The organism is Micromonospora sp. RP3T (assembly GCF_003027925.1).
Lineage (GTDB): Bacteria > Actinomycetota > Actinomycetes > Mycobacteriales > Micromonosporaceae > Micromonospora.
Window position 1 is genome coordinate 1 of record NZ_PYPS01000038.1, and the last position, 25,986, is coordinate 25,986.

At 71.7% G+C, this 25,986-nt stretch carries 27 protein-coding genes; 17 read left to right on the top strand and 10 right to left on the bottom strand.

From position 1 onward, the window contains the following. Positions 1-607: DUF1775 domain-containing protein (locus C8054_RS25740; protein WP_146179969.1), on the bottom strand; the 607-nt coding region annotated here is incomplete at its 3' end. Between the two features lie 200 nt (positions 608-807). Between C8054_RS25740 and thrS the strand changes: the two genes are divergently transcribed. Both thrS and C8054_RS25750 read left to right on the top strand, forming a co-directional pair. Continuing rightward, positions 808-2,817 (top strand): threonine--tRNA ligase, encoded by a 2,010-nt coding sequence (thrS, locus tag C8054_RS25745; RefSeq protein ID WP_107161164.1) that lies wholly within the window; start codon positions 808-810, stop codon positions 2,815-2,817. Positions 2,818-2,867: 50 nt separating this feature from the next. Next, a complete protein-coding gene (locus C8054_RS25750; protein ID WP_107161166.1) occupies positions 2,868-3,413 on the top strand; it encodes an HIT domain-containing protein in 546 nt (181 codons plus the stop codon). A 31-nt stretch (positions 3,414-3,444) separates the two neighbouring features. On the opposite strand, the gene C8054_RS25755 is transcribed toward C8054_RS25750, so the two are convergent. Next, the gene (locus C8054_RS25755; RefSeq protein WP_107161168.1) at positions 3,445-3,981 is read right to left on the bottom strand and encodes a hypothetical protein; all 537 of its coding nucleotides are present in this window, start codon (positions 3,979-3,981) and stop codon (positions 3,445-3,447) included. 82 nt (positions 3,982-4,063) lie between these two features. On the opposite strand from C8054_RS25755, the gene C8054_RS25760 reads away from it, so the two are divergent. Both C8054_RS25760 and C8054_RS25765 read left to right on the top strand, forming a co-directional pair. Further along, on the top strand, positions 4,064-4,696 hold the full coding sequence (locus tag C8054_RS25760; RefSeq protein ID WP_107161170.1) for a hypothetical protein: 633 nt from the start codon (positions 4,064-4,066) through the stop codon (positions 4,694-4,696). Positions 4,697-4,958: 262 nt separating this feature from the next. Continuing rightward, the gene (locus tag C8054_RS25765) at positions 4,959-6,017 is read left to right on the top strand and encodes an aldo/keto reductase (protein ID WP_107161172.1); all 1,059 of its coding nucleotides are present in this window, start codon (positions 4,959-4,961) and stop codon (positions 6,015-6,017) included. A 109-nt stretch (positions 6,018-6,126) separates the two neighbouring features. Here C8054_RS25765 and C8054_RS25770 read toward each other — a convergent pair whose 3' ends face one another. Then, a complete protein-coding gene (locus C8054_RS25770; RefSeq protein ID WP_107161174.1) occupies positions 6,127-8,289 on the bottom strand; it encodes an elongation factor G-like protein EF-G2 in 2,163 nt (720 codons plus the stop codon). Positions 8,290-8,541: 252 nt separating this feature from the next. Between C8054_RS25770 and pgsA the strand changes: the two genes are divergently transcribed. From pgsA to pdxT, 6 genes are all read left to right on the top strand, one after another. Next, positions 8,542-9,162 (top strand): phosphatidylinositol phosphate synthase, encoded by a 621-nt coding sequence (gene pgsA, locus C8054_RS25775; protein ID WP_107161176.1) that lies wholly within the window; start codon positions 8,542-8,544, stop codon positions 9,160-9,162. Continuing rightward, positions 9,159-10,094, top strand: a complete 936-nt coding sequence (locus tag C8054_RS25780) for a phosphatidylinositol mannoside acyltransferase (RefSeq protein ID WP_107161178.1) — start codon at positions 9,159-9,161, stop codon at positions 10,092-10,094. The genes pgsA and C8054_RS25780 overlap by 4 nt, the downstream gene beginning before the upstream one ends. A 9-nt stretch (positions 10,095-10,103) precedes the next feature. Then, positions 10,104-11,264, top strand: coding sequence for a glycosyltransferase family 4 protein (locus C8054_RS25785; RefSeq protein ID WP_107161180.1), 1,161 nt, complete (start codon positions 10,104-10,106; stop codon positions 11,262-11,264). 82 nt (positions 11,265-11,346) lie between these two features. Next, positions 11,347-11,850, top strand: coding sequence for a hypothetical protein (locus C8054_RS25790; protein ID WP_107161182.1), 504 nt, complete (start codon positions 11,347-11,349; stop codon positions 11,848-11,850). A 128-nt stretch (positions 11,851-11,978) separates the two neighbouring features. Next, entirely contained in the window at positions 11,979-12,896 is a 918-nt protein-coding gene (pdxS, locus tag C8054_RS25795) for a pyridoxal 5'-phosphate synthase lyase subunit PdxS (RefSeq protein ID WP_107161185.1), read from the top strand. A 75-nt stretch (positions 12,897-12,971) separates the two neighbouring features. Beyond that, positions 12,972-13,577 carry a pyridoxal 5'-phosphate synthase glutaminase subunit PdxT gene (gene pdxT / locus C8054_RS25800; protein ID WP_107161187.1) on the top strand — a complete coding sequence of 202 codons (606 nt, stop codon included), beginning with the start codon at positions 12,972-12,974 and terminating at the stop codon, positions 13,575-13,577. 19 nt (positions 13,578-13,596) lie between these two features. On the opposite strand, the gene C8054_RS25805 is transcribed toward pdxT, so the two are convergent. From C8054_RS25805 to C8054_RS25815, 3 genes are read right to left on the bottom strand one after another with little or no spacing between them, the layout of a single operon-like run. Further along, complete coding sequence (locus C8054_RS25805; protein ID WP_107161189.1) at positions 13,597-14,979, bottom strand: type IV secretory system conjugative DNA transfer family protein; 1,383 nt, start codon at positions 14,977-14,979, stop codon at positions 13,597-13,599. 10 nt (positions 14,980-14,989) lie between these two features. After that, positions 14,990-15,529 (bottom strand): hypothetical protein, encoded by a 540-nt coding sequence (locus C8054_RS25810; RefSeq protein ID WP_107161191.1) that lies wholly within the window; start codon positions 15,527-15,529, stop codon positions 14,990-14,992. Further along, positions 15,526-16,452 carry a hypothetical protein gene (locus tag C8054_RS25815; protein ID WP_107161193.1) on the bottom strand — a complete coding sequence of 309 codons (927 nt, stop codon included), beginning with the start codon at positions 16,450-16,452 and terminating at the stop codon, positions 15,526-15,528. Before C8054_RS25815 ends, C8054_RS25810 begins: the two co-directional genes overlap by 4 nt. Positions 16,453-16,920: 468 nt before the next feature. Here C8054_RS25815 and C8054_RS25820 point away from each other — a divergent pair, with 468 nt between their 5' ends. The 3 genes from C8054_RS25820 (at position 16,921) to C8054_RS25830 (ending at position 18,387) form a co-directional block, all read left to right on the top strand. Then, a complete protein-coding gene (locus C8054_RS25820; RefSeq protein ID WP_107161195.1) occupies positions 16,921-17,670 on the top strand; it encodes a YebC/PmpR family DNA-binding transcriptional regulator in 750 nt (249 codons plus the stop codon). Between the two features lie 112 nt (positions 17,671-17,782). Next, entirely contained in the window at positions 17,783-17,995 is a 213-nt protein-coding gene (locus C8054_RS25825; RefSeq protein WP_107161197.1) for a type II toxin-antitoxin system VapB family antitoxin, read from the top strand. After that, positions 17,992-18,387, top strand: a complete 396-nt coding sequence (locus C8054_RS25830) for a PIN domain-containing protein (protein WP_107161199.1) — start codon at positions 17,992-17,994, stop codon at positions 18,385-18,387. The genes C8054_RS25825 and C8054_RS25830 overlap by 4 nt, the downstream gene beginning before the upstream one ends. Before the next feature lie 62 nt (positions 18,388-18,449). On the opposite strand, the gene C8054_RS25835 is transcribed toward C8054_RS25830, so the two are convergent. Both C8054_RS25835 and C8054_RS32125 read right to left on the bottom strand, forming a co-directional pair. Next, the gene (locus C8054_RS25835; protein WP_107161202.1) at positions 18,450-18,704 is read right to left on the bottom strand and encodes a hypothetical protein; all 255 of its coding nucleotides are present in this window, start codon (positions 18,702-18,704) and stop codon (positions 18,450-18,452) included. Beyond that, complete coding sequence (locus C8054_RS32125; protein WP_158273891.1) at positions 18,701-18,877, bottom strand: hypothetical protein; 177 nt, start codon at positions 18,875-18,877, stop codon at positions 18,701-18,703. Before C8054_RS32125 ends, C8054_RS25835 begins: the two co-directional genes overlap by 4 nt. 348 nt (positions 18,878-19,225) lie before the next feature. On the opposite strand from C8054_RS32125, the gene C8054_RS25840 reads away from it, so the two are divergent. The 3 genes from C8054_RS25840 (at position 19,226) to C8054_RS25850 (ending at position 20,902) form a co-directional block, all read left to right on the top strand. Next, positions 19,226-20,092 carry a helix-turn-helix transcriptional regulator gene (locus C8054_RS25840; protein WP_107161204.1) on the top strand — a complete coding sequence of 289 codons (867 nt, stop codon included), beginning with the start codon at positions 19,226-19,228 and terminating at the stop codon, positions 20,090-20,092. Continuing rightward, entirely contained in the window at positions 20,088-20,276 is a 189-nt protein-coding gene (locus C8054_RS25845) for a DUF397 domain-containing protein (protein ID WP_107161299.1), read from the top strand. The genes C8054_RS25840 and C8054_RS25845 overlap by 5 nt, the downstream gene beginning before the upstream one ends. Before the next feature lie 65 nt (positions 20,277-20,341). Next, the gene (locus C8054_RS25850; RefSeq protein WP_107161206.1) at positions 20,342-20,902 is read left to right on the top strand and encodes a GNAT family N-acetyltransferase; all 561 of its coding nucleotides are present in this window, start codon (positions 20,342-20,344) and stop codon (positions 20,900-20,902) included. A 61-nt stretch (positions 20,903-20,963) separates the two neighbouring features. On the opposite strand, the gene C8054_RS25855 is transcribed toward C8054_RS25850, so the two are convergent. Together C8054_RS25855 and C8054_RS25860 are read right to left on the bottom strand one after the other, a co-directional pair. Then, complete coding sequence (locus tag C8054_RS25855; protein WP_107161208.1) at positions 20,964-21,908, bottom strand: permease prefix domain 1-containing protein; 945 nt, start codon at positions 21,906-21,908, stop codon at positions 20,964-20,966. Next, positions 21,905-22,246 (bottom strand): PadR family transcriptional regulator, encoded by a 342-nt coding sequence (locus tag C8054_RS25860; protein WP_107161211.1) that lies wholly within the window; start codon positions 22,244-22,246, stop codon positions 21,905-21,907. The genes C8054_RS25855 and C8054_RS25860 overlap by 4 nt, the downstream gene beginning before the upstream one ends. 189 nt (positions 22,247-22,435) lie before the next feature. Here C8054_RS25860 and dnaE point away from each other — a divergent pair, with 189 nt between their 5' ends. Next, on the top strand, positions 22,436-25,969 hold the full coding sequence (dnaE, locus tag C8054_RS25865) for a DNA polymerase III subunit alpha (protein ID WP_107161215.1): 3,534 nt from the start codon (positions 22,436-22,438) through the stop codon (positions 25,967-25,969). Positions 25,970-25,986 lie beyond the last annotated feature (17 nt).

Here is a 25,986-nt window from a genome sequence, read left to right on the forward strand (position 1 = left end):
CCGGCGCGCCGTGGCCGCCGTGCGCGCCACCGGCCGCGCCGGCGTCGCCGCCGTGCGGGGCGGCGCCCGACAGCGGCGGCAGCAACGCGACAGTCGGCGCCGGGTGCGCGCCACCGGCCGGGTCCGCCCAGCGGACCACAGTGCCGTCGGCGTACGTCTGCACCACGGTGAAGGTCAGCCGGTCGGTGGCCGGCATCGGGCCCATGCCCAGTGGCAGCCGGACCGCCCCGGCGCCACCGCCGGGCACCCGCAGCCAGGTCACCGCGTGCGTCACCTGGTTCAGCTCGGCGGCGTGGATGCCGGCCACCGGCTGGTCCAGGGTGCGGGTGGTGATGGTCGGCGCCCAGTCCGGCACGGACAACGGGTAGACCTCGCCGATCGGCGCGTCCGCCGGCATGGTCAGCTCGATCTTGCTGGTCCGGGTGCCGGGGCGGTCGGCGGGCACCACCACCGACAGCTCGATCGCGTCGCCCTGGCGCACCTCGCCGGGAGAGGTCGTGACGGTCACGCCGGCGGCGGCGGCGGCCGGGCCCGGCCAGCTCACCGCTCCGGTCAGCGCGGCGGCCAGCAGCGACGCCGCCCACCGGCCCTGACGGGTCATCCTCATGGTCGTCCCCATCCTCGTCGACTGGGGCCGGTTCCGGCTCCGGCCCCACCCGGTAGTTCGGCCGGGACGGCGGAAAGGTTCAACGCGGCGCGGAACTCGTGACCGGCGGGCCGGCGTCGGCGACGGCGTGGTCCGGGTGACCGATAGCATCGCAGGGGCCGGTCCCCGGCAGATCCGTACCGTCGACGACAGGAGTCACCGTGTCCGCACCCCGTACCCCCGCCGTGGCCGACCCCGTCGTCGTCGCCGCCGGGACCACGGCGGCCGACGCGGTGGCCGCGGCCGGCCTGCCCACGACCGGGCCCAAGGCCGTCGTGGTGGTCCGCGACCCGCGCGGTCAGCTCCGCGACCTGGACTGGGTGCCGGCCGAGGAGACCACTGTCGAGCCGGTGGCGCTGAACAGCCCGGCCGGTCTGGAGGTGCTGCGGCACTCCACCGCGCACGTGCTCGCCCAGGCCGTGCAGGACGTCTTCCCGGAGGCGAAGCTCGGCATCGGCCCGCCGATCGAGAACGGCTTCTACTACGACTTCGGCGTCGACAAGCCGTTCCAGCCGGACGACCTGGCGAAGCTCGAGAAGCGGATGCAGGAGATCGTCAAGTCCGGCCAGCGGTTCCGCCGGCGGCGCTTCGCCAGCCTGGACGAGGCCCGGGCCGAGTTGGCCGCCGAGCCGTTCAAGCTGGAGCTGATCGAGGTCAAGGGCGAAGGGCTGGACTCCTCCGAGGTGATGGAGGTGGGCGGCGGCGAACTGACCATCTACGACAACCTCGCCGCGAACGAGGAGAAGGTCTGCTGGTCGGACCTGTGCCGGGGCCCGCACCTGCCGAACACCCGGCTGATCGGCGCGTTCAAGCTGATGCGCTCCGCCGCCGCCTACTGGCGGGGCTCCGAGAAGAACCCGCAGCTCCAGCGCGTCTACGGCACCGCGTGGCCGACCCGGGACGAGCTGAAGGCGTACCTGAAGCTGTTGGAGGAGGCCGCCCGGCGCGACCACCGCAAGCTCGGCGCGGACCTCGACCTGTTCAGCTTCCCCGACGAGATCGGCTCCGGCCTGCCGGTCTTCCACCCCAAGGGTGGCGTGCTCAAGCGGGTGATGGAGGACTACGTCCGCACCCGCCACATCGAGGAGGGCTTCCAGTACGTCGGGACGCCGCACATCTCCAAGGAAGGTCTCTTCCACACCTCGGGACACCTGCCCTACTACAAGGACACGATGTTCCCGCCGATGGAGATGGAGGGCAGCGACTACTACCTCAAGGCGATGAACTGCCCGATGCACAACCTGATCTACCGGTCGCGCGGGCGGTCCTACCGGCAGCTCCCGATCCGGCTGTTCGAGTTCGGATCGGTCTACCGGTACGAGAAGTCGGGCGTCATCCACGGGCTGACCCGGGTGCGCGGCTTCACCCAGGACGACTCGCACTCCTACTGCACCCGCGAGCAGGCGCCGGCGGAGATCAAGCACCTGCTGGGCTTCGTGCTCAGCCTGCTGCGTGACTTCGGCATCGACGACTTCTACCTGGAGCTGTCCACCCGCGACGACACCCGGCCGGACAAGTTCGTCGGCACCGACTCCGACTGGGCCACGGCCACCGCCGTGCTGGAGGAGTGCGCCCGGGAGACCGGCCTGGACCTGGTGCCCGACCCGGGCGGCGCGGCGTTCTACGGCCCGAAGATCTCCGTGCAGGCCAAGGACGCCATCGGCCGGACCTGGCAGATGTCGACGATCCAGTACGACTTCAACCAGCCGAAGGGCTTCGGGCTGGAGTACCAGGCCGCCGACGGCACCCGGCAGCAGCCGGTGATGATCCACTGCGCGAAGTTCGGCTCGATCGAGCGGTTCATCGGCGTGCTCACCGAGCACTACGCGGGCGCGTTCCCGGCCTGGCTCGCGCCGGTGCAGGTGGTCGGCATCCCGATCCGCGACGACCACGGCGACTACCTGGAGGAGTTCGCGGCGACGCTGCGCCGGCACGGGATCCGGGCCGAGGTCGACCTGGGCGACGACCGGATGCAGAAGAAGATCCGCAACGCGCAGCAGCAGAAGATCCCGTTCATGGTGATCGCCGGCGACGACGACGTGGCCGCCGGCACCGTCTCGTTCCGCTACCGGGACGGCTCGCAGCGTAACGGGGTGCCGTTGGCCGAGGCGGTGGCGCACGTCCGCGAGGTTGCGGAGTCCCGCACGAACAGCGGCCCCAGCGCCGCCTGAGCGGCGGCGCGGTTCAGCGGAGGCGGGGCGCGGATCGTAGGATCGCCGGTGTGACAGGGGTGGAGCGGCACACGGACAGTGGCCTGGCGGACGGGCTGGACCGGCTCTGGACGCCGCACCGGATGACCTACATCTCCGGTGACGACCGGCCCGAGGGCGGGTACGAGAAGCCGACCGGCTGCCCGTTCTGCCTGGCTCCGGGCCGGCCGCCGGAGGAGAGCCTGGTGGTCGCCCGGGGCGAGCACGTCTTCGCGGTGCTCAACCTCTATCCCTACAATCCGGGCCACCTGCTGATCTGCCCCTACCGGCACGTGGCCGACTACACCGAGCTGGACGCGCCGGAGACGACCGAGCTGGCCGCGTTCACCAAGGACGCCATGCGGGTGGTCCGGCGCACCTCCAGCGCGCACGGGTTCAACCTCGGCATGAACCAGGGCGGCGTGGCCGGTGCGGGCATCGCCGCGCACCTGCACCAGCACGTGGTGCCGCGCTGGGGCGGCGACGCCAACTTCATGCCGGTCATCGGCCGTACCAAGGTGCTGCCGCAGTTGCTCGCCGACACCCGCGACCTGCTCGCCGAGGCGTGGCCCGCCTGACCCGGCGCAATCGGCCCCGCGCCGGCCCGACTCAGCGCAGCCGGCCCCGCACCCGGGCGAGTCGGCGGCGGGCCCCGCTGGCGGTCCGCTGGGCCGCCGCGGCCCGGTCGGCGGCGAGTTCCGCGCGGACCGCGAGCTGACGCAGCCGACGCTGCACCATCCGGTCGCCGTGCCGCGCGATCCACAGGCAGACCCCGGCCAACGGCAGCTCGACCAGCACCGCCAGCACCACCGACACCACCAGGTCCGGCCCGGGCGGCGTGGTCGTCACGTCGAACCAGGCGTCCACCGCGAGCATGGTCGCGGTGGCGGCGGCCGCGAGCACCACCTGCCGGTTCCCCCGGTACGCGTGCCAGGCGGTCAGCCCGAGCAGCGCCACCAGGCCCAGGTCGAAGCCGACCCAGGCGGCCCGGTAGTGCACCGTGACCTGGTGCCGGGGCAGGGTGAACGCCAGGTAGCCGATCCAGGGCAGGGTGAGCACGGCCAGCGCCACGAACGTGGGCGCCACCCAGCGGGGCGCCGGGCGTACCCGCGCCGCCTCGTCGACCTGATCCACCGACGTCTCCATGCGCGCCTCCCGGCCCCGGTGGTGCCCGCGCCACCGGGCTCGGCAAACCCGACGGTCACCCCTCGACAGTACGATCTTGCGCATGGCCCTGCTGCACCGCGCGGAACTGCGCCCCTCGAAGTTGGAGTTGCTCGCCGGGTGGCTGCCCGGCCGGCCCTGGTTCACCGGCGACACCGACGGGCCGGTGACCCGGGTGGCTGCCTACCGGTTCGACGATCCGGCCGGCGAGGTCGGCATGGAGACGCTGCTCGTGCGCGCCGGCGCCGGGCCGGTGCTCCAGGTGCCGCTGACCTACCGGGGTGCCCCGCTGCCCGGCGCGGAGCGGTTCCTGGTCGGCATCGTCGAGCACTCGGTGCTCGGCCGCCGCTGGGTGTACGACGCCTGCGGCGACCCGGTCTACCCGCTGGCGCTGGCCGCGGCGGTGCTCGCCGACGCGGGCCAGGCGGAGGAGCACTTCGAGGTCGACGGCGAGCGGGAGGTACGGGCCCCGAGCATGACCGTGGCGGGCAGCCGCACCGACCGCGCGCTGCCGGCCGGCCCGGTCGACGAGGTGGTGGACGGCGATCCCACGGTGATCCGCGTCGACGGGGTGGAGTTGGCCCTGGTTCGCCGGCCCGTTCCGGCCGATGTCCCGGCCGACGTCCCGGCGGTGGGCCAACTCACCGGTGCGTGGCCGGGCCGGGACGCGCCGGTGCTGCTGGCCTACGCCCGCTGACGCCCGCCCGTTGCGGGCCCACGGTTCGCGGCCGGGCGCCGAGTGCCGGCGTCCCGGCCCGCTTCGACGTGCGGTGCTCGACGATGTGGCGCTCGACGAACGATTGCTCCGGAGCGATATGACGAGGAGTCATGATTATGACTCTGTGGTATGTCGGTTACCCGGCGACACCTCCCCACTGACGTCACGGAGCGTGACGAGAAGCCGGTACGTCCGGTGACGAACGGGCCCGCGCGTGCCGGGAAGGTGACAGGATTCGGCGATGGCAGTCAGCACGCGGCCGCTCGGCCGCAGCGGCATCGAGGTGAGCGCGCTCGGCATGGGGTGCTGGGCGATCGGCGGCCCGTGGGCCGAGGGCACCCGCCCGTTGGGCTGGGGCGCGGTCGACGACGACGAGTCGGTCCGGGCGGTCCGCCGTGCGCTCGACCTCGGGGTGACGCTCTTCGACACCGCCGACACGTACGGGGCCGGGCACGGCGAGCGGGTCCTCGGGCGGGCCCTCGCGGGCCGGCGCGACGAGGCGGTGATCGCCACCAAGTGGGGCTACACGTTCGACGAGCGCACCCGGCAGGCCACCGGCGAGAACGCCTCGCCACAGTATCTGCGCCGGGCGGTGGTCGACTCGCTGCGCCGGCTGGGCACCGACCGGATCGACCTCTATCAGCTCCACCTCGGCGACCTTCCGCTGCCCCGGGCCGAGGCGCTGATCGGCACGCTGGACGAGCTGGTCGCCGCCGGCCTGATCCGCGCGTACGGCTGGAGCACCGACCGGGCCGACCGGGCCGGCGCCTTCGCCCAGGTGGCCCACGGTGCCGCCGCCGTGCAGCACGCGCTGTCGGTGCTGCGGGACGCCCCCGCCATGCTGGCCGCCTGCGACAAGCACGACCTGGCCAGCCTGGCCCGGGGACCGCTCGGGATGGGGCTGCTCACCGGCAAGTACACGCCGGAGTCGACGCTGCCCCGCGACGACGTGCGCGGCCTCGGGCCGACCTGGCTGGAGTGGTTCCGCAGCGGCCGGCCCGCCCCGGAGTGGCTGCGCCGGGTGGCCGCGGTCCGGGACGCGCTCACCGCGGACGGCCGTACCCTGGCCCAGGGCGCGCTCGGCTGGATCTGGGCGCGCAGCGACCGGGCGGTGCCGATCCCCGGCGCCCGTACGGTCGCCCAGGTGGAGGAGAACGTCGCCGCGCTGGCCCGGGGCCCGCTCGCCCCGGACCACTTCGCCGAGGTCGAGCGCCAACTCGCGGCGGTCAGGTCGGCCGCCCGCCGCGACGCCGACCGCCCGCACTGGCCGATGCCCCCCGTCCCCACCGTCCGCCCCTGACCCACCTCCCCGCTGACCACCGCGCAGATTCACGGAAAGCGTGGCCATCCGACCCGGAATGGCCACGCTTTCCGTGAATCTGCGCCCCCGAAAGGGGGTGGGGTGGGGGTCAGGGGCGGGGGGTGGACTCCTTGACGGTCTGGTCGGCCAGGTGTGGGGGCATGGGGTCGTGGCGGGCGAACTCGCGGCGGAACGTGCCGGTGCCGGCGGTCATCGCGCGCAGCTCGACCGCGTACCGCAGCAGTTCGGTGGCGGGCACCTCGGCGCGCACCAGCGTCCGGCCCTCGGCGTCCGGGTCGGGCTCGGTGCCCAGCACCCGGCCGCGCCGGCCGGACAGGTCGCCCATGACCGCGCCGACCGAGGAGTCGGGCACCCGGACGACGATCTCGTCGACCGGCTCCAGCAGCGTCGGCCGGCCCTTCTCGGCGGCGTCGCGCAGCGCCAGCGCGCCCGCGGTCTGGAACGCGGCGTCGGACGAGTCGACGCTGTGCGCCTTGCCGTCGACCAGCGTCACCCGCAGGTCCACCACCGGGAAGCCGGCGACCAGACCGCGTTCCATCTGCGCCCGGACGCCCTTCTCCACCGACGGGATGTAGTTGTGCGGGACCGCGCCGCCGACCACCCGGTCGACGAACTCGAAGCCGGCGCCCCGGGGCAGCGGCTCCACCTCGAGGTCGCAGACCGCGTACTGGCCGTGGCCGCCGGACTGCTTGACGTGCCGGCCGTGCCCCCGGGAGGCCGTGGTGAACGTCTCCCGCAGCGACACCCGGACCGGCTCGGTGTCCAGCTCGACGCCGCCGCCGCGCAGCCGGTCGAGCACCACGTCGGCGTGCGCCTCGCCCATGCACCAGAGCACCAGTTGGTGGGTCTCCGGGTTGCGCTCCAGACGCAGCGTCGGATCACCGGCGACCAGCCGGGACAGGTTGCGGGCCAGCGCGTCCTCGTCGGCCCGGCTGCGCGCCACGATCGCCACCGGCAGCAGCGGCTCGGGCATCTCCCAGGGCGCGATCAGCAGCGGATCGTCCTTGGCGGACATCGTGTCGCCGGTCTCCGCGCTGCCCGACTTGGTGATCGCGCAGAGATCACCGGCGACGCACACCGGCACCTCGCGCAGCGTCGCGCCGAGCGGGCTGTAGACGTGCCCGACCCGCTCGTCGGCGTCGTGGTCCGGGTGGCCGCGTTCGGCCAGGCCGTGCCCGGACACGTGGACCACCTGGTCGGGGCGGAGCGTGCCGGAGAAGACCCGGACCAACGAGACGCGCCCGACGTGCCGGTCCACAGTCGTCTTGACCACCTCGGCGACCAGCGGGCCGTCCGGGTCGCAGGTCAGCGGCGGGCGGGGCGAGCCGTCCAGCCCGGTGACCGCCGGCAGGTCGTGCTCCAGCGGCGACGGGAACGCCGCGACCAGGCCGTCGAGCAGCGCGTCCAGGCCGACGCCGGTCTCCGCGCAGACCGGCACCACCGGATAGAAGTGGCCGCGGGCGACCGCCGTCTCCAGGTCGGCGATGAGCACCTCGCTGTCGATCTGCTCGCCGCCCAGGTAGCGGTCCATCAGGGTCTCGTCCTCGCTCTCCGCGATGATCCCCTCGATCAGCTCGTCGCGGGCCTCCTGGATGGCCGGCAGGTGCTCCGGGTCCGGCTCGCGTACCGCCGGCGGCAGCCCGCCGGAGTAGTCGAACACCCGGCGGGTGATCAGGCCCATCAGCCCGGCCACCGACTCGCCGTCGTCGCCCAGCATCGGCAGGTAGAGCGGGAGCACGTTGTCGCCGAAGACGCGCTGGCAGAGCGCCACCGCCTCGTCGAAGTCGGCACGCGGGTGGTCCAGCCGGGAGACCGCCACCGCGCGCGGCATGTCCACCGCGGCGCACTCCTCCCAGAGCGCGGCGGTGGCGGCGTCCATCCCGTCGACCGCGGAGACCACGAACAGCGCGGCGTCCGCGGCGCGCAGGCCGGCGCGCAGCTCGCCGACGAAGTCGCCGTAGCCGGGCGTGTCCAGCAGGTTGACCTTCACGTCGCGGTGGACCAGCGGGGCACAGGCCAGGCTCACCGAGCGTTGCTGGCGGACCGCCGCCGGGTCGTGGTCGCAGACCGTGGTGCCCTCGGTGACGGACCCGGCCCGGCTGATCGTGCCGTTGGCCGCGAGCAGCGCCTCGACCAGCGTGGTCTTACCCGCGCCGGAGTGCCCGACGAGCACCACGTTGCGAACCCTGCCGGGCTCGGTCACCACCGGCGCGCCGCCGGTGACACCCTTCTCGTGACTCTTCTGCGCCATCGCGGCGCACCTCCCTCAACCGGTGGTGGTGGCGACCGCCGCGGGCGACGGGAGCGAAGCCCCGGGGTGGGCGCCGCGGCGATATCTTCCGGTGGACTCCTGCGGGACGGGAACGCCGACCGTGATCCGGTGAACTGGCTCACCTCCCACGCTCGATCTCACACCCGCGCCGGTGCCGGCACAAGGTCCGCCGGGCGGGTCGTCCGCCCGGCTGTGTCCCCGGTCCCGGCCGGCCGTTATCGTGGGACCGCCATGGCGAAGATCTTCCAAGTGACGGCCCGAGCGGGGATGACCCGCGTCGTGGAGCCGATCGCGCGCGGACTGCTCCGCGCGGGCGTGTCCCCCAACGCGGTCACCGTGACCGGCACCGTCGGCGTGCTCGTCGGCGCGCTCGGCTTCGGCGCGCGCGGCCAGCTGGTCGCCGGCGCGCTGATCGTCACGGTCTTCGCCCTCACCGACCTGCTCGACGGCACGATGGCGCGGATGAGCGGCGGCTCCACCCGGTTCGGGGCGTTCCTCGACTCGAGCATGGACCGGGTCGCCGACAGCGCGGTGTTCGGCGCGGTCGCCTACTGGCTGGCCACCCAGCACCAGTATTCCGGCGTGGCCGCCGCGCTGGTCTGCCTGGCCGCCGGCGGCCTGGTCTCCTACGTCAAGGCCCGCGCCGAAGGGCTCGGCATGACCTGCAACGTGGGCATCGCCGAGCGCACCGAGCGGCTGCTCATCGTGGGCGTCGGCGGTGTGCTCACCGGCGTCGGCCTCGATCGGGCCCTGGAGGTCGCGCTCTGGCTGCTCGCCGCCGTCTCGATCTTCACGGTGGGGCAGCGGATGGCGCACGTCTACCGGCAGGCCCAGCGGGTCGGCACGGAGTGAACCTCACCGAGGCGGGCTACGTCGCGGGCTGGCGCGTGATCCGCGCGCTGCCCCGGCCCGTCGCGGCCGCGGCCTTCCGGGCGGGCGCCGACCGCGCCCACCGCAAGGACGGCGGGGGTACGCGTCGACTGCGCGCCAACCTGCGCCGGGTGGTCGGCCCGGAACTGCCCGACGCGGAGCTGGACGCGCTGGTCCGCGCCGGCCTGCGCTCGTACGCCCGCTACTGGCTGGAGGCGTTCCGGCTGCCCGGTCTGAGCCGGGCGGAGATCCTCGCCGGGTTCCGCCTCGACGGCGCGGAGAAGCTCGCCGCGGACGTGGCGGCCGGTCGGGGCGCGGTGGTGGCGTTGCCGCACGCCGGCAACTGGGACGCCGCCGGCGCCTGGGTGGCGGCCACCGGCTGGCCGATGACCACGGTGGCCGAGCGGCTCAAGCCGGAGGGCGTCTACGAGCGGTTCGTCGCGTTCCGGGAAGGGCTGGGGATGGAGATCCTGCCCACCCACGGCGGCCCGCGTCCGGCGTTCGACGTCCTGGTCGACCGGCTGCGGGCCGGCGCGGTGGTGCCGCTGCTGGCCGACCGGGACCTGTCGGCCCGGGGTGTGGAGGTGGACTTCTTCGGCGGCCGGACCCGGATGCCGGCCGGCCCGGCGCTGCTGGCGCTGCGCACCGGCGCGCCGCTCTACGTGGCCTCGATGTGGTACGAGCCGGACGCCGCCTGCGCCTCGATCGAGGGCCCGCTGGCGTTGCCGGAGCCGGACAGCGCGCCGCTGGACGCCCGGGTCAAGCTGGTGACCCAGCGGATAGCCGACGGTCTGGCGGCGGGCATCGCCCGGCATCCGCAAGACTGGCACATGTTGCAGCGGATGTGGCTGGACCAGGGACCGGCCGGGGCGCCGGCGTCGGCGCAGCCGCCTTCCACCACCGGGACGGTCTAGGGGGACGCCATGCGGATCGGCATCGTCTGCCCGTACTCCTTCGACGTCCCGGGCGGCGTGCAGAACCACGTCATGGACCTGGCCGAGGCGCTGCTCGGGCTGGGCCACGAGGTGAGCGTGCTGGCCCCGGCCGACGAGGACGCGACGTTGCCGCCGTACGTGGTGTCGGCGGGGCGGGCGGTGCCGCTGCCGTACAACGGGTCGGTGGCGCGGATCGCGTTCGGCCCGGTCTCCACCGCCCGGGTGCGCCGATGGATCAACCGGGGCGACTTCGACGTGCTGCACGTGCACGAGCCGCTCACCCCGAGCCTGTCGATGCTGGCGGTGCTCTGTGCCCGGGGCCCGGTGGTGGCCACGTTCCACACCGCGATGACCCGGTCCCGGGTGCTCTCCGCGGCGCAGGGCGTGCTCCAGATCCTGCTGGAACGGATCACCGCCCGGATCGCGGTCAGCGCGCTCGCCCGCAAGGTGCAGGTCGAGCACATGGACGGCGGCGCGGTGGAGATCCCGAACGGCGTGGCGGTGGCGAAGTTCGCCGGCGTCGAGCCGCTGCCCGGCTGGCCGGGGGAGTGCGCGCCGGGCGCCGGCGGCACGCTGGGCTTCCTGGGCCGGTTCACCGAGCCGCGCAAGGGCTTCCCGATCCTGCGGGACGCGTTCGTGGCGCTCGCCCCGGACCGTCCGGGGCTGCGCCTGCTGGTGGCCGGGCCGGGTGACGCCGACGAGCTGTACGGCCGGTTTCCGGCCGAGCTGCGTGACCGGGTCACGTTCCTCGGTCTGGTCTCCGAGGCGGACAAGGCGCGCATGCTGCGCAGCGTGCACCTCTACGTCGCACCGAACACCGGCGGGGAGTCGTTCGGGATGATCCTCACCGAGGCGCTCGCCGCCGGGACCACGGTGGTCGCCAGCGACCTGGACGCGTTCCGCCGGGTGCTGGACGGCGGGCGGGCCGGGCGGCTCTTCCCGACCGGGGACGCGGCCGGCCTGCGGGCCGCGCTGACCGAGTTGCTCGACGACTCGGGTGGACGGGCCGCGCTGACCGGCCGGGGCGACCAGGTGGTGGCGAATTTCGACTGGCCCGTGGTTGCCCGCCGGGTTCTGGAGGTATACGCAGCGGCGATCGAGGCCACCGACGGTCGGGTCATGGACCAGGAGTGGGCGGGGCTGGGCTGACCAGGGTGGCCGGTGGGGCCGCTGTGACGAGCGCGTCGACCGGTGCCCACGCCGGCCGGCCGGGATGAGGGGCAGCACTACGATGCCGGGCATGTGGTGGGTGGTGGGCACGGCACTGGTGCTCGGGCTGGTCTCGGCGTACCTGATCTGGACCGCCGGCCGGGTGCAGCGGCTCCAGGTCCGCGCGGAGTCGGCGGCCCGCGCGCTGGAGGCGCACCTGCTGCGCCGCGCGGCCGCCGCCGCGGTCCTGGCCGAGCAGCGGTACGGCGTGGAGCTGTACGCCGCCGCCCGGATCGCGCTGGACGCGCTCCCGGAGGAGCGGGAGGCCGCCGAGAACGACCTGACCCGGCAGTTGCGCGCGGTGCGGCTGGACCCGGACGACCCGGCCTGCGGCGCGGTGATCGCGGCGAGCCGACGACTGGCACTGGCCCGGCAGGTGCACACCGATCTGGTCCGGGACGCCCGCTCGGCGCGGGGCCGTCCGGTGGTGCGGCTGTTCCGGATGGGGCGGGGGCGTGAGTGGCCCCGCTACTTCGACATCGACGACCCGACAGTGGTCCCGCGCGCGGACGTCACCACCGGCTGAGGCGGCGCCGGGCGGGGCCGTGACGGCGGCCACAGGGCAGGCCACCAGGGGTGCGATTGGCTGTCGGAGCGGCGTCGTGGCGGCCGTAGCATTTCCGCGCAGCCACCCCGACCGCCTGCCGAGGAGCGATGACCGTGTCCGAACCCACCGCACCGACCACCGACCCCACCGTCGGCACCGCCCGCGTGAAGCGGGGCATGGCCGAGATGCTCAAGGGCGGCGTGATCATGGACGTGGTCACGCCCGAGCAGGCGAAGATCGCCGAGGACGCCGGCGCGGTGGCCGTGATGGCGCTGGAGCGGGTGCCGGCGGACATCCGCGCCCAGGGCGGCGTGTCCCGGATGAGCGATCCGGACATGATCGACGGCATCATCTCCGCCGTCTCGATCCCGGTGATGGCCAAGGCCCGGATCGGCCACTTCGTCGAGGCGCAGGTCCTCCAGGCGCTCGGCGTGGACTACGTCGACGAGTCCGAGGTGCTGACCCCGGCCGACTACGCCAACCACATCGACAAGTGGGCGTTCACGGTGCCGTTCGTGTGCGGCGCGACCAACCTGGGTGAGGCGCTGCGCCGGATCACCGAGGGCGCCGCGATGATCCGCTCGAAGGGCGAGGCGGGCACCGGGGACGTCTCCAACGCCACCACCCACATGCGGAAGATCCGGCAGGAGATCCGCCGGCTCCAGAACCTGCCGGCCGACGAGCTGTTCGTCGCGGCGAAGGAGCTTCAGGCCCCGTACGAGCTGGTCAAGGAGGTCGCCGAGCGCGGCAAGCTGCCGGTCGTGCTGTTCACCGCCGGCGGCATCGCCACTCCGGCGGACGCGGCCATGATGATGCAGCTCGGCGCCGAGGGCGTCTTCGTCGGCTCGGGCATCTTCAAGTCCGGCAACCCCGCCCAGCGGGCCGCCGCCATCGTCAAGGCGACCACGTTCCACGACGACCCGGACGTGCTGGCGAAGGTGTCCCGTGGGCTGGGCGAGGCGATGGTCGGCATCAACGTCGACGACATCCCCGTCCCGCACCGCCTGGCCGACCGCGGCTGGTGAGTAAGGCGGGGCCCCCGCTTAACGTTTTCGGTATAGGCGGGGCCCCCGCCTAACACCTGTGAGAGGAGCGACCGGGTGCGCGTACCCGTGATCGGGGTGCTGGCCCTGCAGGGCGACGTGCGTGAGCATGTCGCGGCGCTGGCCGGTGCGGGCGCCGAGGCCCGGCCGGTCCGCCGGCCGGGCGAGCTGGACGCGGTCGACGGCCTGGTGGTGCCCGGCGGTGAGTCCACCACGATCAGCAAGCTGGTGGACATCTTCGAGATGCGCGAGCCGATCGACAAGCGGATCGCCGGCGGCATGCCGGTCTACGGCTCCTGCGCCGGCATGATCATGCTGGCCGCCGAGGTGCTGGACGGCCGCCCCGACCAGCGTGGCTTCGCCGGCATCGAGATGACCGTGCGGCGCAACGCGTTCGGCCGCCAGGTCGACTCGTTCGAGGCCCCGGTGACGATCACCGGGGTCGACGGCGAGCCGTTCCACGCGGTGTTCATCCGCGCGCCCTGGGTGGAGCGGGTCGGCGCGGGCGTGGAGGTGCTCGGCCGGGTCACCGACGGCCCGGCCGCCGACCGGATCGTCGCGGTCCGGCAGGGAAACCTGCTGGCCACCTCGTTCCATCCCGAGCTGACCGGGGACCTGCGCCTGCACCGCCTCTTCGTGGACCTGGTCCGGGCGGCGTCCTGACGCGCCCACCCGACGTCGGTCAGCGGTGTCGCGGATTGGGTGCGGCCCACTCCCGGAGCACCGGGTCGGTGAGGTGGTTGAAGCGTTGGATCCGGGTCGGCTGCTCGCTCTTGAAGGCGACCACCTGCTCTCCGGGGGACAACTGCAACAGCTCGCCCACGTTGACGCCGAGCCGTCGGGACAGCTCGGCGGCGGCGCCGAAGTTCGCCGGACTGAACACCTGGAGCACGCCGGAGTTGTTGATCATCGTTTCGCCGACGCCCCGGTAGATGCTGGTGAGCTGCGCCAGGTCCTGCCAGAACGTCCAGGTGCGCAACCCGTAGCCGCGCAGCAGGGTGATCGCGTCCTGGAGCAGGGAGAACCGGCCCAGTTGCGCCGCCTCGTCGATGAGGAACAGCAGGCGTGACTGGTTGATCGTCCGGCTGTTCATGACGTAGTAGAGCAGGCAGCCGATCCAGGCCCGGAGCAGGCGCTGGTGGGTTCGGAGCTTGTGCGGCGGGACGACCACGTAGATCGAGATCCGGCGGTCCGGGTCCACCAGGTGGGCGAGCGGAAAGCTCGTACGGTCGGTGGCCTCCACCGTCCGCCGGGAACTGAACGGCGCGAGCTGCTGGGCCGCCGTGACCACGATGCTGGGGAAGGTCTTCTCCCGGTCGACGCCGAGCAGCATCTGGAACTCCTGCCGGGTGCCGGCCGGCATCCGGCCGTCCCGGTCGTTGATCAACGCGTCGGCCATATACGTCACCAGGTCGCTCTGGAACAGCCGACTGCGCAGCTTCTGGAGGGTCAGCGAGGAGGCGCCCGACGGTTCGGCCGTCGCCTCCGCGGTGATCAGGTGGGTGGTCAGGCCCGCGATCAGGAGCTGGGCCATCTCGTCCCAGAACGGCTCGACCGTCGACTTCTCGCCCCCCATCAGCAGGTCGGACAGGAGCCGCCCGAAGTCCTCCGGCTCCTCGGCGTCCTCGTTGTCCCGAACCAGTTCGGCGAACACGTCGAAGGGGTTCAGGGCGCCGCGGTCGGCTCGGCTGCCGTTGCTGGCCCCGAACGGGTCGAGCAGCACGATCTCGTGACCCAGCGCGTCGCGCCGGTGGGCGTGGGTGACGTCGTAGTTCTCCCCCTTCGGATCGAGCACCACCACCGAGCCCTCGTAGCTGAGCAGGTTCGGGATGATCACGTCGCGGCCCTTACCGGCGCCGGTGGGCGCGATGGTCATGAGATGGCTGTCGTCGTCCGAGGCGACCACCGGGCCCAGCGCGTCGTCCGCGATGATGTGTTCCTCGCGCAGGCCGAGCCGGATCCGCGCGTCGGTGACGCTCGCTCGACGCGGCGCGAACTGGCTCCTCGACTTCGACTCCGGATCGAGGTGGCGGGCCAGGAAGCGTCCGATGATCAGCTTGGACACCGGGATCCCCTCACGCTCGACGACGGGTGATGTGGGCGGGCGTGAAGCCGGTCATCGTGCCGCTGCCGGATCCGGCTGAGATGCGGAGGTTGAGGGGCTTGTCGTGTTCGTTGCCGAGCACGTCGAAGTAGCGGATCCGGAGCACCAGCGAGCCCAGCTCGGGGATGTGCGGCGGGTCGCGGAACCGCAGCCGCTGTTCGATGTCCGTCATGGGTTGCACCGCGTCCGCCTTCGGCTCGCCCAACGGCACGAACTCCAGCGCCGAGCGGTCCAGCGTGATCTGGTCGATCCGCAGGCCGAGCAGCGGGCCGGCGCCGACGTTGCGCAGCCGGACGGAGAGCACCACCAGCTCCTGCCCGCGCCAGGTGAGCCGGGAGTCCTGAATCATGGCGACCGGCACCACCGACGCCTCCAGCTGTTCGCCGGCGATCCGCGCCTCCCGGGCCGTGGCGCGGTTGTTCTGCCAGGACAGGATCAGGGCGATGACACTCAGGGTGAGCGTGACCGCCAACCCGACGACCTGGAGCGTGTTGAGCGATTCCTGACTCATGGCATCGAGCCGACGGCGCAGGAGAAGTTCCATTCCCGGAAGAAGTCCGCCATGAAACCCTTCACCACCCGGTCGCGGAAGAAGTCGCGGTACGGCACCTCGTAGTTCTCCAGCAGAAAATCCGGACGGGGCGCGATGCGCGCACCCGGCTCCGCGTTGTCCGAGCCGATCGTCTCGGCGATGGAGTGGAAATCCAGCCAGATGCCCCGGTAACCCTGATTGGCCGGCGCCTGGATGTCGTAGACCTCCCGCAGGTGCACGCCGGGGGCGGCCTCCCGGAAATTGGAGATCTTGATGTCGAGCCGACCGGTGCGCAGCGAGCTGGCCGCGTCCTGACCGGTCGGCACCGGTCGGAACCGGCCGTCCTCGTCGGGCCGACGGGACAGCAGCGGTCCGATCAGTTCATGGCTGCTTACCGGTTTCTGCCGGTGCACCGGAATGAAGTCGTAGACGATCATCGAGAAGCGGTAGGCGGCGCGCAGGGGTTGCAGGTCGAAGTCCGAGTGCAGCACCTCGGACAGGTCGATCGCGATTCGGGAGACCAGCCCCCGGAGGTACGGCATCAGGAGCCGGTACCAGTTGTGGAACAACCGCAGCGACGAGCCCGAACGGCTCAGGGTGATCCGCAGGTCCCGCCGGATGTCGATGCGGAAACCGAACGAGGGCTCCTTGTAGACCACGCCGACGTCGCCGTCGCTCCAGTCCAGCCGCAGCGTGTCCACCTCGTGCAGCTCGCTGGCCTCCAGCACCTCCGCCACCGCCCGGTAGAGTCGCGCGCCCAGTTCGCGCCGCAACGCGTCCAGCCCTTGGAGGTCCCGCGCCGCGGGCAGTTCGACGATGAGGGAGAAACCATTCAGGGCGTCCACACCGTGCGGCCCCAGCATGTCGATTCCGGCGGAGAATTCGTCGAACGTCTCGAGCACGCTTCCTCCGCTCATCGCTTTCGGAGATTCGCAGGCTAGCCGGGATGCCAATCAGCTCCGTAGGACCGGACAAGGCAGGAGAGACTGACTCGTCGTTCGGGCCCGGATGGCTGTTCGGTTGAGCGGGTCCGGTAGGCCGACCCAAAGACGCAGGTCGACGCGAATACGCGAGCCGATCGCCATCCGACGCGGGGCGTCACGGTCATCGGGCGGGGCGTACCCGAATGATTGTCGGATCTCCGTCATCGGCCCGGCGCGGCGGCCACTCCGGCCGGTTGCCGCGTCCGGCCGGCGGGCGTGCGACGTCCGGGGTGCGACCTCGGTAGGATTGCCGACGGTTCGGCAGGGCCGTCACCGCCCCAGCCCGTCACGCGGAGCCGTCGGGGTGCTGCGGCTCGCGGCGCCCGGGCGGTGGGGTGCCGGCGCGAGCAGTCGACGCAGGCGTGGGTCAACAGACGGAGGTATCAGATGTCCGGCCACTCAAAGTGGGCGACCACCAAGCACAAGAAGGCCGTGATCGACGCCAAGCGCGGCAAGATGTTCGCCAAGCTGATCAAGAACGTCGAGGTGGCGGCCCGCACCGGCGGCGGCGACCCGGCCGGTAACCCGACGCTCTTCGACGCCATCCAGAAGGCCAAGAAGAACTCCGTCCCGAACGACAACATCGACCGCGCGGTCAAGCGGGGCTCCGGCCTGGAGGCCGGCGGCGCCGACTGGCAGACGATCATGTACGAGGGGTACGGCCCGAACGGCGTGGCGATGCTGATCGAGTGCCTGACCGACAACCGCAACCGCGCCGCCACCGAGGTCCGCACCGCGCTGACCCGCAACGGCGGCTCGCTGGCCGACGCCGGCTCGGTGTCCTACATGTTCTCCCGCAAGGGCGTGGTGATCGTGCCGAAGACCGGCACCTCCGAGGACGACGTGATGATGGCGGTCCTCGACGCCGGCGCCGAGGAGGTCAACGACCTCGACGAGGCGTTCGAGGTGATCTCCGAGCCGGGTGACCTGATCGCGGTCCGGACCGCGTTGCAGGACGCCGGCATCGAGTACGAGTCGGCCGAGTCCTCCCTGATCCCCAGCGTGAACGTGCCGCTGGACGAGGACGGCGCGCGCAAGATCTTCAAGCTGATCGACGTGCTGGAGGACTGCGACGACGTGCAGAACGTCTACGCCAACTTCGACGTCTCCGACGAGGTCATGGCCGCGGTCGGCTGACCCGCACCCCTGCGACCGAACGCCGGACACCCTGACCCGGGTGTCCGGCGTTTCGCCGTCCATCAGCGCGGCATCGTGGATATACGAATCCTTGTCCGGGAGGTGTATCTCAATGGCGAAGACTCTGCTCGACCTTGATGAGGATCTTCTTGAGGAGGCGACTGCCGCACTCGGCACCGCAACCAAGAAGGAGACGGTGACCGAAGCGCTCCGGCAGGCCGTGGAGTCCAGTCGTGAGCGCCGGCAGCGCGCGCTGGCAGACCTCCAAGAGATCGCCGACGAGGGCGGTTTCCACTTCGACCAACTCGACGAGCTGGATCGATGAGATACCTCGTCGACACGAGCACGTTGGTCCGAATGGTCCGCCGTCAGGTCGACCCGAAGTGGGCCGAGCCGGCCGGTCGCGGCTTGATCGCGATCTGCGACCCGGTGCTCGTGGAGACGCTCACCATCGCCGACGCCAAGGCCTACGATCGGGCCGAGCGCGGGCTTCGCGATGTGTATCCCTGGGTTACCGTGCCGAAGGACGCATGGCAGATGGTGCGCGCAGTGCGGCAGGAACTCGCCACCCACAGTGCCCATGAGGGTCTGTCGGTGGCCGATCACTTGGTGATCGCAACCGCGATTCGCCTGAAGCTGGTCGTGCTGCATCAGGACGCCGACTTCGAAACCGCGGCGAGATTCGTACCGCAGTTGGGCCAGGAGCGCATCGCCTGACCGCCTTCATGATCGATTCCAGCACGGCGTAGTGGCGGTATCCCAGACCCGGGATACCGCCACTACGCCGTACCGGTGCGTCGCCGCTTCGGTTGATCGCTGGTGGTCGACGGGCGGCGTAGGCCCGCCGGCCGGACGAAGACGGTCCGGCGGGCGACGGCGTCGCCGGTGGCGTCCAGTTCGTAACCCTCCAGCCAGGCCCACCCGTCGTACGTGGTCCAGTCCAGTGTCCTGATGACGCGGAACATGATGGGCCGGACGAACTGGACCGAGGCCGCCCGGCTGATCTCCAGCAGCTCCCCGGAGCGCGGCGTCACCCGCGCTTCCGGTCCCGCCACGCCCGCAGCGTCTCCCCGGCCCGGGCGAGCCGTTCGCAGCCGCCGTCCGGCCGGCACCGGGAACACGCGTCCCGATGGTGCAGGTCGACGACGTAGCCGGCCAGGACGACGGCGAACGGCGGCTCGGGCAACCGCTGCTCCGCCCCCGTCACGACGCGCCCCGCGAGTGCCCGGTGCCGTGGCCGGCTCGTCCGTCCCCGGGCCGGTCCGTCGGAGGGTCGTCTGTCGACGCCCCCGGACCGTGCGTGCCGTAGGCGCCGCCCCGGTGCGCGTAAGCCGGGCGCTGCACCACGTCGACGGGTCCGTCCTGCCGCTGGAACCACTTCCACCGCCCCATGCCCACCTCCGGTCTCCTGCCGTCACGATCGGGGACTGTCGGTGCCTTCTGCAACACTCTCCGTGAGACAGTCACCGCAGGGGGCGACTGACGGTTGTTGATGCGGAAGGCGTCTCACGGCAGGCCGGATGAGGCGTCAGGATGAGACAGCGAGGACGGGCCGATGAACGAAGCGGGATCGACGGTGCCGAGGCGCGAGCTGGGCCGCCTGCTGCGGCAGACCCGGGAGGAGGCGGGCATCGGGCTTGAGGCTGCCGCCGCCGAGCTTGAGTGGTCGCGCGCCAAGATGTACCGCATCGAGGCCGGGCAGACGCCCATGCGGGCCCTGGACGTGGACCAGATGTGCCGGCTCTACCAGGCCCCTCCGGACATGACGGAGGTTCTCGTCAGCCTCGCCCGGGAGTCCAAGAGCAAGGGGTGGTACCACGCCTACGGGGATGTGATTCCCCGCTGGTTCGAGCTGTACGTCGGCCTGGAGTCGGCGGCCAGCCGACTACGCACCTACGAGCACGCGTTGGTGCCGGGGCTGCTGCAAACACCGGAGTACGCGGCTCAGGTGGCCAGAACGCGGCCGAACGTCTCCGACGACGAGGCGGCGAAAGTGGTGGAGCTGCGCATCGAGCGGCAGCGGCTGCTCATCCGGAAGCGACCCGCAGCGCCCGTGCTGGACGCGATCATCGAGGAGGCGCTTCTGCACAAGAACGTGCCCGGAATGCGGGCCCAGATCGACAAACTCGTGCAGGCCAGCGACGCGCCGAACGTGTCCGTCCGCGTGCTCCCGCTCGGCGGCGCGATCACTCATATAGTGGTTTCCGGCGGTTTTGTCATTCTCGATTTCCCGTCGAAGGGCGCGAGGTCGGCCGAGCCGACGACGGTCTACAACGAAGGTCTCTCGGGTGCGCTCTACCTCGACCGGATCGACGAGGTGAGGACGTACGCGGAAGTCTGGAAGGCGCTCGCGGCTCAGGCGTTGGGCGTGGCGGAATCCCGGAAGCTGATGCAGGAGATCAAGGAGAGACACCGTGATTGATCTGACGGAAGCGACCTGGCGCACGAGCACCAGGAGCAGTGCCCAGGGCAATTGTGTGGAGGTCGCCGACAACCTCCCCGGTGTGGTCGCCGTTCGGGACAGCAAGGATCGGCAGGGCCCGGTCCTGGCCTTCACGCCACGCTCCTGGCAGGCGTTCGTCTCCCACACGAAGTCGGTCGCCTGACCCGCCGGCGTCACGCCCACCGAAACCGGGCTGACCGGGGCGCAGGCAGCCCGTAGCCTGCCGGGGTGCTCGTACCCGATCTGCCGTTGCGCACCGCGCGCCTGGTGCTGCGTGCCTTCACCGCCGACGACCTCGCCGTGGTCCGGGACTACCGGGGCCGCCCGGAGGTCACCCGGTTCCTCTACCACCAGCCGTACGACGACGCCGCCGCCCGGGCGGCGATCGACCGGCTGGTCCGGCGCACCGCGTTGCGCGCGCCGGGCGACGTGCTCAACCTGGCCGTGACGCTGGCGGACACCGGCGTGTTCGTCGGCGACGTGCTGCTGACCTGGACCAGCGCGGAGCACCGGCAGGGCGAGATCGGTTACGTGGCCCATCCCGACCACACCGGCCACGGCTACGTGACGGAGGCGGCCCGGGAGTTGTTGCGGCTGGGCTTCGAGGGGCTGGGCCTGCACCGGATCGTCGGCCGGTTGGACGCCCGCAACACCGCCTCGGCCCGGGTGCTGGAACGGTTGGGCATGCGTCGCGAGGCGCACCTGCGGGAGAACGAGTTCGTCAAGGGCGAGTGGACCGACGAGGCGGTCTACGCCCTGCTGGCGCGGGAGTGGCAGGCGGCGGGCTGACGGCCCGCGTACCGGAGGGCCCGGCGCGCCCTCGACGGGCGGCGCCGGGCCGTCGCACGTCTCAGCGGGCGGCCCGCCGCGCCTTGATCATGCTGTCGGCCACGTCCCAGATCGCGATGACCACGGTGACCACCACGGCGACGCGGGCCACGTCGTCCGCCCCGCCGTCGCGCAGCCAGGTGAACCGTTCGATCAGCTCCGGGTTGAGCAGCCGGTCGGTGAGCAGCAGCCAGACCACCGGGCCCGCGAACGCCAGGTTGAGCAGCGCGTTGACCGCCACCAGCGGCCAGGTCCAGCGGCCGGCCCGGTACTTCGCGACCTCCAGGCCGACGGTGGCCAGCAGCACCACGATCAGGGCGGGGAGCCAGAAGCTCCACAGTGCCGGGTCGAGCACCGGCAGCCGGGAGCCGTCGTCGGTGGCCCAGCGCTGGAAGTGCTGCCCGACCAGGACCGCGACGGTGCCGAGCAGGAAGACGACCGAGGCCACGCTGTCCGGCTGGCTGATCTGCCGGTCGCGGCTCTCCTCGGGGAGCTGGTCGACGGTCCACTCGGGCAGGCCGAGCGGGGCCCGGGTGCGCTCCAGGATGGCGAAGCTCAGCGTCACCCAGAACGCGACCTGCACCGCGGTCTGGAGCGCGACCGAGATCGCCGCGCCGATGGCCCGGCCGGGCTCGTCGCCGACGGTGGCCGTGACGAGCCCGGTGATCACGCCGACCGCCGCCGGGATCCAGGTGAGCAGGGTGCGCAGCAGCCGCCACCAGAGCAGGTAGTAGCGCGGGCCGATGAGCTGGAGCGTGCGGTCGCTGTAGCGGGCGGCGAGCTGCTCGGGGCGGCCCAGCTCGGTGAGCACCTCGCGTTCGGCGGCGGCGTGGTCCTGCCCGCCGGCGGTCCGGTCGTCGATCATGTCGGCGATGGAGGCGCGCAGCTCCTCGGCGAGTTCGGCGCGGCGCGGCGCGGGCACGGTCCGCAGCGTGGCCGCCAGGTAACGGTCGGTCAGGGAACTCATCGCCCTACTCCTTCGATCAACTGGGTGACGGACGTCCGCACCGCGGTCAGGTCGTCGAGCAGGCGGCCCAGCACCGTCTCGCCGTCGTCGCTGGTGCGGTAGAACTTGCGCGGCCGGCTCTCCTCGGTGTTCCACTCGCTGGTGAGCAGGCCCTGTTCCTCGAGCCGGCGCAGCAGCGGGTAGAGCGTGTTGGCGTCGACCGCGAAGCCGTGCGCGGCCAATCGTTGCAGCAGGGCGTAGCCGTAGTCGGGGCGGCGCAGGGCGACCAGGCTGGCCACCACGACCGTGCCGCGTCGCAGCTCCTGGAGATGGGTCCGGAGGACCTCGTCGCTGACCATGCGTCACACGATACTGTGTGGCACACACTATGGCAACCGGATACAGCATCGTGTGGTGTACCTGCTGGGTCGTCGGAGAGACGGCCACCACCGCCGCCCGCGTGGCCAATGGAGCCGCCGAGATCACCTCGGTAGGGTGGGTCGGTCGACTCCGACGCAGCTTGATCCACAACCCGGGGGGCGCCACGCATGGGCGATTCGTTCGCGCATCTGCACGTACACACCGAGTACTCGATGCTCGACGGTGCGGCCCGCCTCAAGGACCTGTTCGCCGAGGCGGCGCGGCTCGGCATGCCGGCCGTGGCGATCACCGACCACGGCAACATGCACGGCGCGAACGACTTCTACAAGCAGGCCATGGCCGCCGGCGTCAAGCCCATCCTCGGCGTCGAGGCGTACGTGGCGCCGGAGTCGCGCTTCCACAAGGCGCGGGTGAAGTGGGGGCGCCCCGAGCAGAAGAGCGACGACGTCTCCGGCAACGGCGCCATCACCCACATGACCATGTGGGCGGCGAACCGCACCGGCCTGCACAACATGTTCCGGCTCAACTCCCGCGCCTCGATGGAGGGCCACTACGTCAAGTGGCCCCGGATGGACATGGAGCTGATCGCCGAGCACGCCGAGGGCATCATGGCCACCACCGGCTGCCCCTCCGGCGCGGTGCAGACCCGGCTGCGGCTCGGCCAGTTCGACGAGGCGCTCAAGGTCGCCGCCGCGTACCAGGACATCTTCGGCAAGGAGAACTACTTCCTGGAGATCATGGACCACGGCCTCGACATCGAGCGCCGGGTCCGCGACGGGCTCACCGAGATCGCCCACAAGCTCGACATCCCGCCGGTGGTCACCAACGACTCGCACTACACGCACGAGGCGCAGGCCGAGGCGCACGACGTGCTGCTCTGCGTGCAGACCGGCAGCAACGTCGCCGACCCCAACCGGTTCCGCTTCGAGGGCGGCGGCTACTTCGTCAAGTCCGCCGACCAGATGCGCGCGGTCGACTCGTCCGAGCTGTGGCAGCAGGGCTGCCGCAACACGCTGCTGGTGGCCGAGAAGGTCGACCCGACCGGCATGTTCACGTTCCACAACCTGATGCCGCGGTTCCCGATCCCGGACGGCGAGACCGAGGAGTCCTGGTTCCGCAAGGAGACGTTCGCCGGGCTCAAGCGCCGCTTCCCGAACGGCATCCCGGAGGGCCACGTCGTCCAGGCCGAGTACGAGCTGGGCGTCATCATCCAGATGGGCTTCCCGTCCTACTTCCTCGTGGTCGCCGACTTCATCCAGTGGGCGAAGAGTCAGGGCATCGCGGTCGGCCCCGGCCGTGGCTCGGCGGCCGGCTCGCTCGTCGCGTACGCGTTGGGCATCACCGACCTGGACCCGATCCCGCACGGCCTGATCTTCGAGCGGTTCCTCAACCCCGAGCGCGTCTCGATGCCGGATGTCGACATCGACTTCGACGAGCGTCGGCGCGGCGAGGTGATCAAGTACGTGACCGACAAGTGGGGTGAGGACAAGGTCGCGCAGATCGCCACGTTCGGCACGATCAAGGCGAAGGCCGCGATCAAGGACTCGGCCCGGGTCCTCGGCTTCCCGTACGCGGTCGGCGACCGGATCACCAAGGCCATGCCCCCGGCGGTGATGGGCAAGGACATCCCGCTCTCCGGCATCTTCGACCCGAAGCACCCGCGCTACGCCGAGGCGGGTGAGATCCGCGGCCTCTACGAGACCGACCCGGACGTCAAGAAGGTCATCGAGACCGCGAAGGGCATCGAGGGCCTGATCCGGCAGACCGGTGTGCACGCGGCCGGCGTCATCATGTCCGCCGAGCCGATCATCGAGCACATCCCGCTGATGCGGCGCGACGCCGACGGCGTCATCATCACGCAGTTCGACTACCCGACCTGCGAGTCGCTCGGGCTGCTGAAGATGGACTTCCTCGGCCTGCGCAACCTGACCATCATCGACGACGCGGTGAAGAACATCCAGCTCAACCACGGCAAGGAGCTGGACCTGCTCGGCCTGCCGCTGGACGACAAGCCGGCGTACGAGCTGCTCGCCCGCGGCGACACGCTGGGCGTGTTCCAGCTCGACGGCGGGCCGATGCGCTCGCTGCTGCGGATGATGAAGCCGGACAACTTCGAGGACATCTCCGCCGTGCTGGCGCTCTACCGGCCCGGCCCGATGGGCGTGGACTCGCACACCAACTACGCGCTGCGCAAGAACGGCCTCCAGGAGATCACCCCGATCCACCCGGCGCTGGAGGAGCCGCTGCGCGAGATCCTCGCCCCCACCTACGGCCTGATCGTCTACCAGGAGCAGGTGCAGCGCGCCGCGCAGATCCTCGCCGGCTACACGCTCGGCCAGGCCGACCTGCTGCGCCGCGCGATGGGCAAGAAGAAGAAGGAGATCCTGGACAAGGAGTTCGTCCCGTTCCGGGACGGCTGCCGCGAGCGCGGCTACCCCGACGACGCCATCCAGGCGGTGTGGGACGTCCTGGTGCCGTTCGCCGGCTACGCGTTCAACAAGGCCCACTCCGCCGCGTACGGCCTGGTGTCGTACTGGACCGCCTACCTGAAGGCGCACTACCCGGCGGAATACATGGCGGCGCTGCTCACCTCCGTCGGCGACGACAAGGACAAGATGGCGCTCTACCTGTCCGAGTGCCGCCGGATGCGGATCCAGGTCCTGCCGCCGGACGTGAACACCTCCGCCGGCCCGTTCACCCCGGTCGGCAAGGAGATCCGCTTCGGCCTCGGCGCGGTCCGCAACGTCGGCGCGAACGTGGTCGCCTCGATCATGCGGTGCCGTGAGGAGAAGGGCGAGTACGCCGACTTCTACGACTTCCTCTCCAAGGTCGACGCGGTGGCCTGCAACAAGAAGACCATCGAATCGCTGATCAAGGCCGGCGCGTTCGACTCGTTGAAGCACCCGCGCAAGGCCCTGCTCGCCGTGCACGCCGACGCCATCGACGCGTACGCCGACGTCAAGCGCAAGGAGGCGGTCGGCCAGTACGACCTGTTCGGCGCCGGGTTCGGCGACGCGGACGCCGGCGGCAGCACCACGGTCATGCCGGTCATCGCGGACAGCGAGTGGGACAAGCGCGACAAGCTGGCGTTCGAGCGCGAGATGCTCGGCCTGTACGTCTCCGACCACCCGCTGTTCGGCCTGGAACACGTGCTCGGCGCGGCGGCCGACACCACCATCGCCGCGCTGTCCGAGGAGGGCACCGTGCCCGACGGCGCGGTGGTCACCCTCGCCGGCATCCTCTCCGGCGTGCAGCGCCGGGTCACCAAGCAGGGCCGGGCCTGGGCCTCGGCCACGCTCGAAGACCTCGCCGGCGGCGTCGAGACGCTGTTCTTCCCCAACACCTACGAGGTGATCGGGCAGTACATCGCCGAGGACGCGATCGTGGTGGTCAAGGGCCGGGTGGACCGCCGCGACGACACCCCCCGGATCATGGCGATGGACATGTCCATGCCGGACGTCACCAGCAACCCGGGGACCAAGCCGGTCACGCTGACCATCCCGGTGCACCGCTGCACGCCGCCGCTCGTCGAGCGGCTCAAGGAGACGCTGGTGCTGCACCCCGGCGACACCGAGGTGCACGTCAAGCTGCTCAACGGCGGCAAGGTCACCACGCTGCGTCTCGGGCCGTTCCGGGTCGCCGCGACCACCGCGCTGATGGGTGACCTGAAGAGCGTCCTGGGCCCGGCCAACGTGAGCTGACCGAGCGGTCCGGCCGG

Coding starts and splice junctions, on each gene's coding strand:
- C8054_RS25755 (WP_107161168.1), bottom strand. CDS start 3,981: ATGGAGACGTCGGTGGATCAGGTCGACGAGGCGGCGCGGGTACGCCCG.
- C8054_RS25760 (WP_107161170.1), top strand. CDS start 4,064: ATGGCCCTGCTGCACCGCGCGGAACTGCGCCCCTCGAAGTTGGAGTTG.
- C8054_RS25765 (WP_107161172.1), top strand. CDS start 4,959: ATGGCAGTCAGCACGCGGCCGCTCGGCCGCAGCGGCATCGAGGTGAGC.
- C8054_RS25770 (WP_107161174.1), bottom strand. CDS start 8,289: ATGGCGCAGAAGAGTCACGAGAAGGGTGTCACCGGCGGCGCGCCGGTG.
- pgsA (WP_107161176.1), top strand. CDS start 8,542: ATGGCGAAGATCTTCCAAGTGACGGCCCGAGCGGGGATGACCCGCGTC.
- C8054_RS25785 (WP_107161180.1), top strand. CDS start 10,104: ATGCGGATCGGCATCGTCTGCCCGTACTCCTTCGACGTCCCGGGCGGC.
- C8054_RS25790 (WP_107161182.1), top strand. CDS start 11,347: ATGCCGGGCATGTGGTGGGTGGTGGGCACGGCACTGGTGCTCGGGCTG.
- pdxS (WP_107161185.1), top strand. CDS start 11,979: ATGACCGTGTCCGAACCCACCGCACCGACCACCGACCCCACCGTCGGC.
- C8054_RS25810 (WP_107161191.1), bottom strand. CDS start 15,529: ATGAGTCAGGAATCGCTCAACACGCTCCAGGTCGTCGGGTTGGCGGTC.
- C8054_RS25820 (WP_107161195.1), top strand. CDS start 16,921: ATGTCCGGCCACTCAAAGTGGGCGACCACCAAGCACAAGAAGGCCGTG.
- C8054_RS25825 (WP_107161197.1), top strand. CDS start 17,783: ATGGCGAAGACTCTGCTCGACCTTGATGAGGATCTTCTTGAGGAGGCG.
- C8054_RS25830 (WP_107161199.1), top strand. CDS start 17,992: ATGAGATACCTCGTCGACACGAGCACGTTGGTCCGAATGGTCCGCCGT.
- C8054_RS25840 (WP_107161204.1), top strand. CDS start 19,226: ATGAACGAAGCGGGATCGACGGTGCCGAGGCGCGAGCTGGGCCGCCTG.
- C8054_RS25855 (WP_107161208.1), bottom strand. CDS start 21,908: ATGAGTTCCCTGACCGACCGTTACCTGGCGGCCACGCTGCGGACCGTG.
- C8054_RS25860 (WP_107161211.1), bottom strand. CDS start 22,246: ATGGTCAGCGACGAGGTCCTCCGGACCCATCTCCAGGAGCTGCGACGC.
- dnaE (WP_107161215.1), top strand. CDS start 22,436: ATGGGCGATTCGTTCGCGCATCTGCACGTACACACCGAGTACTCGATG.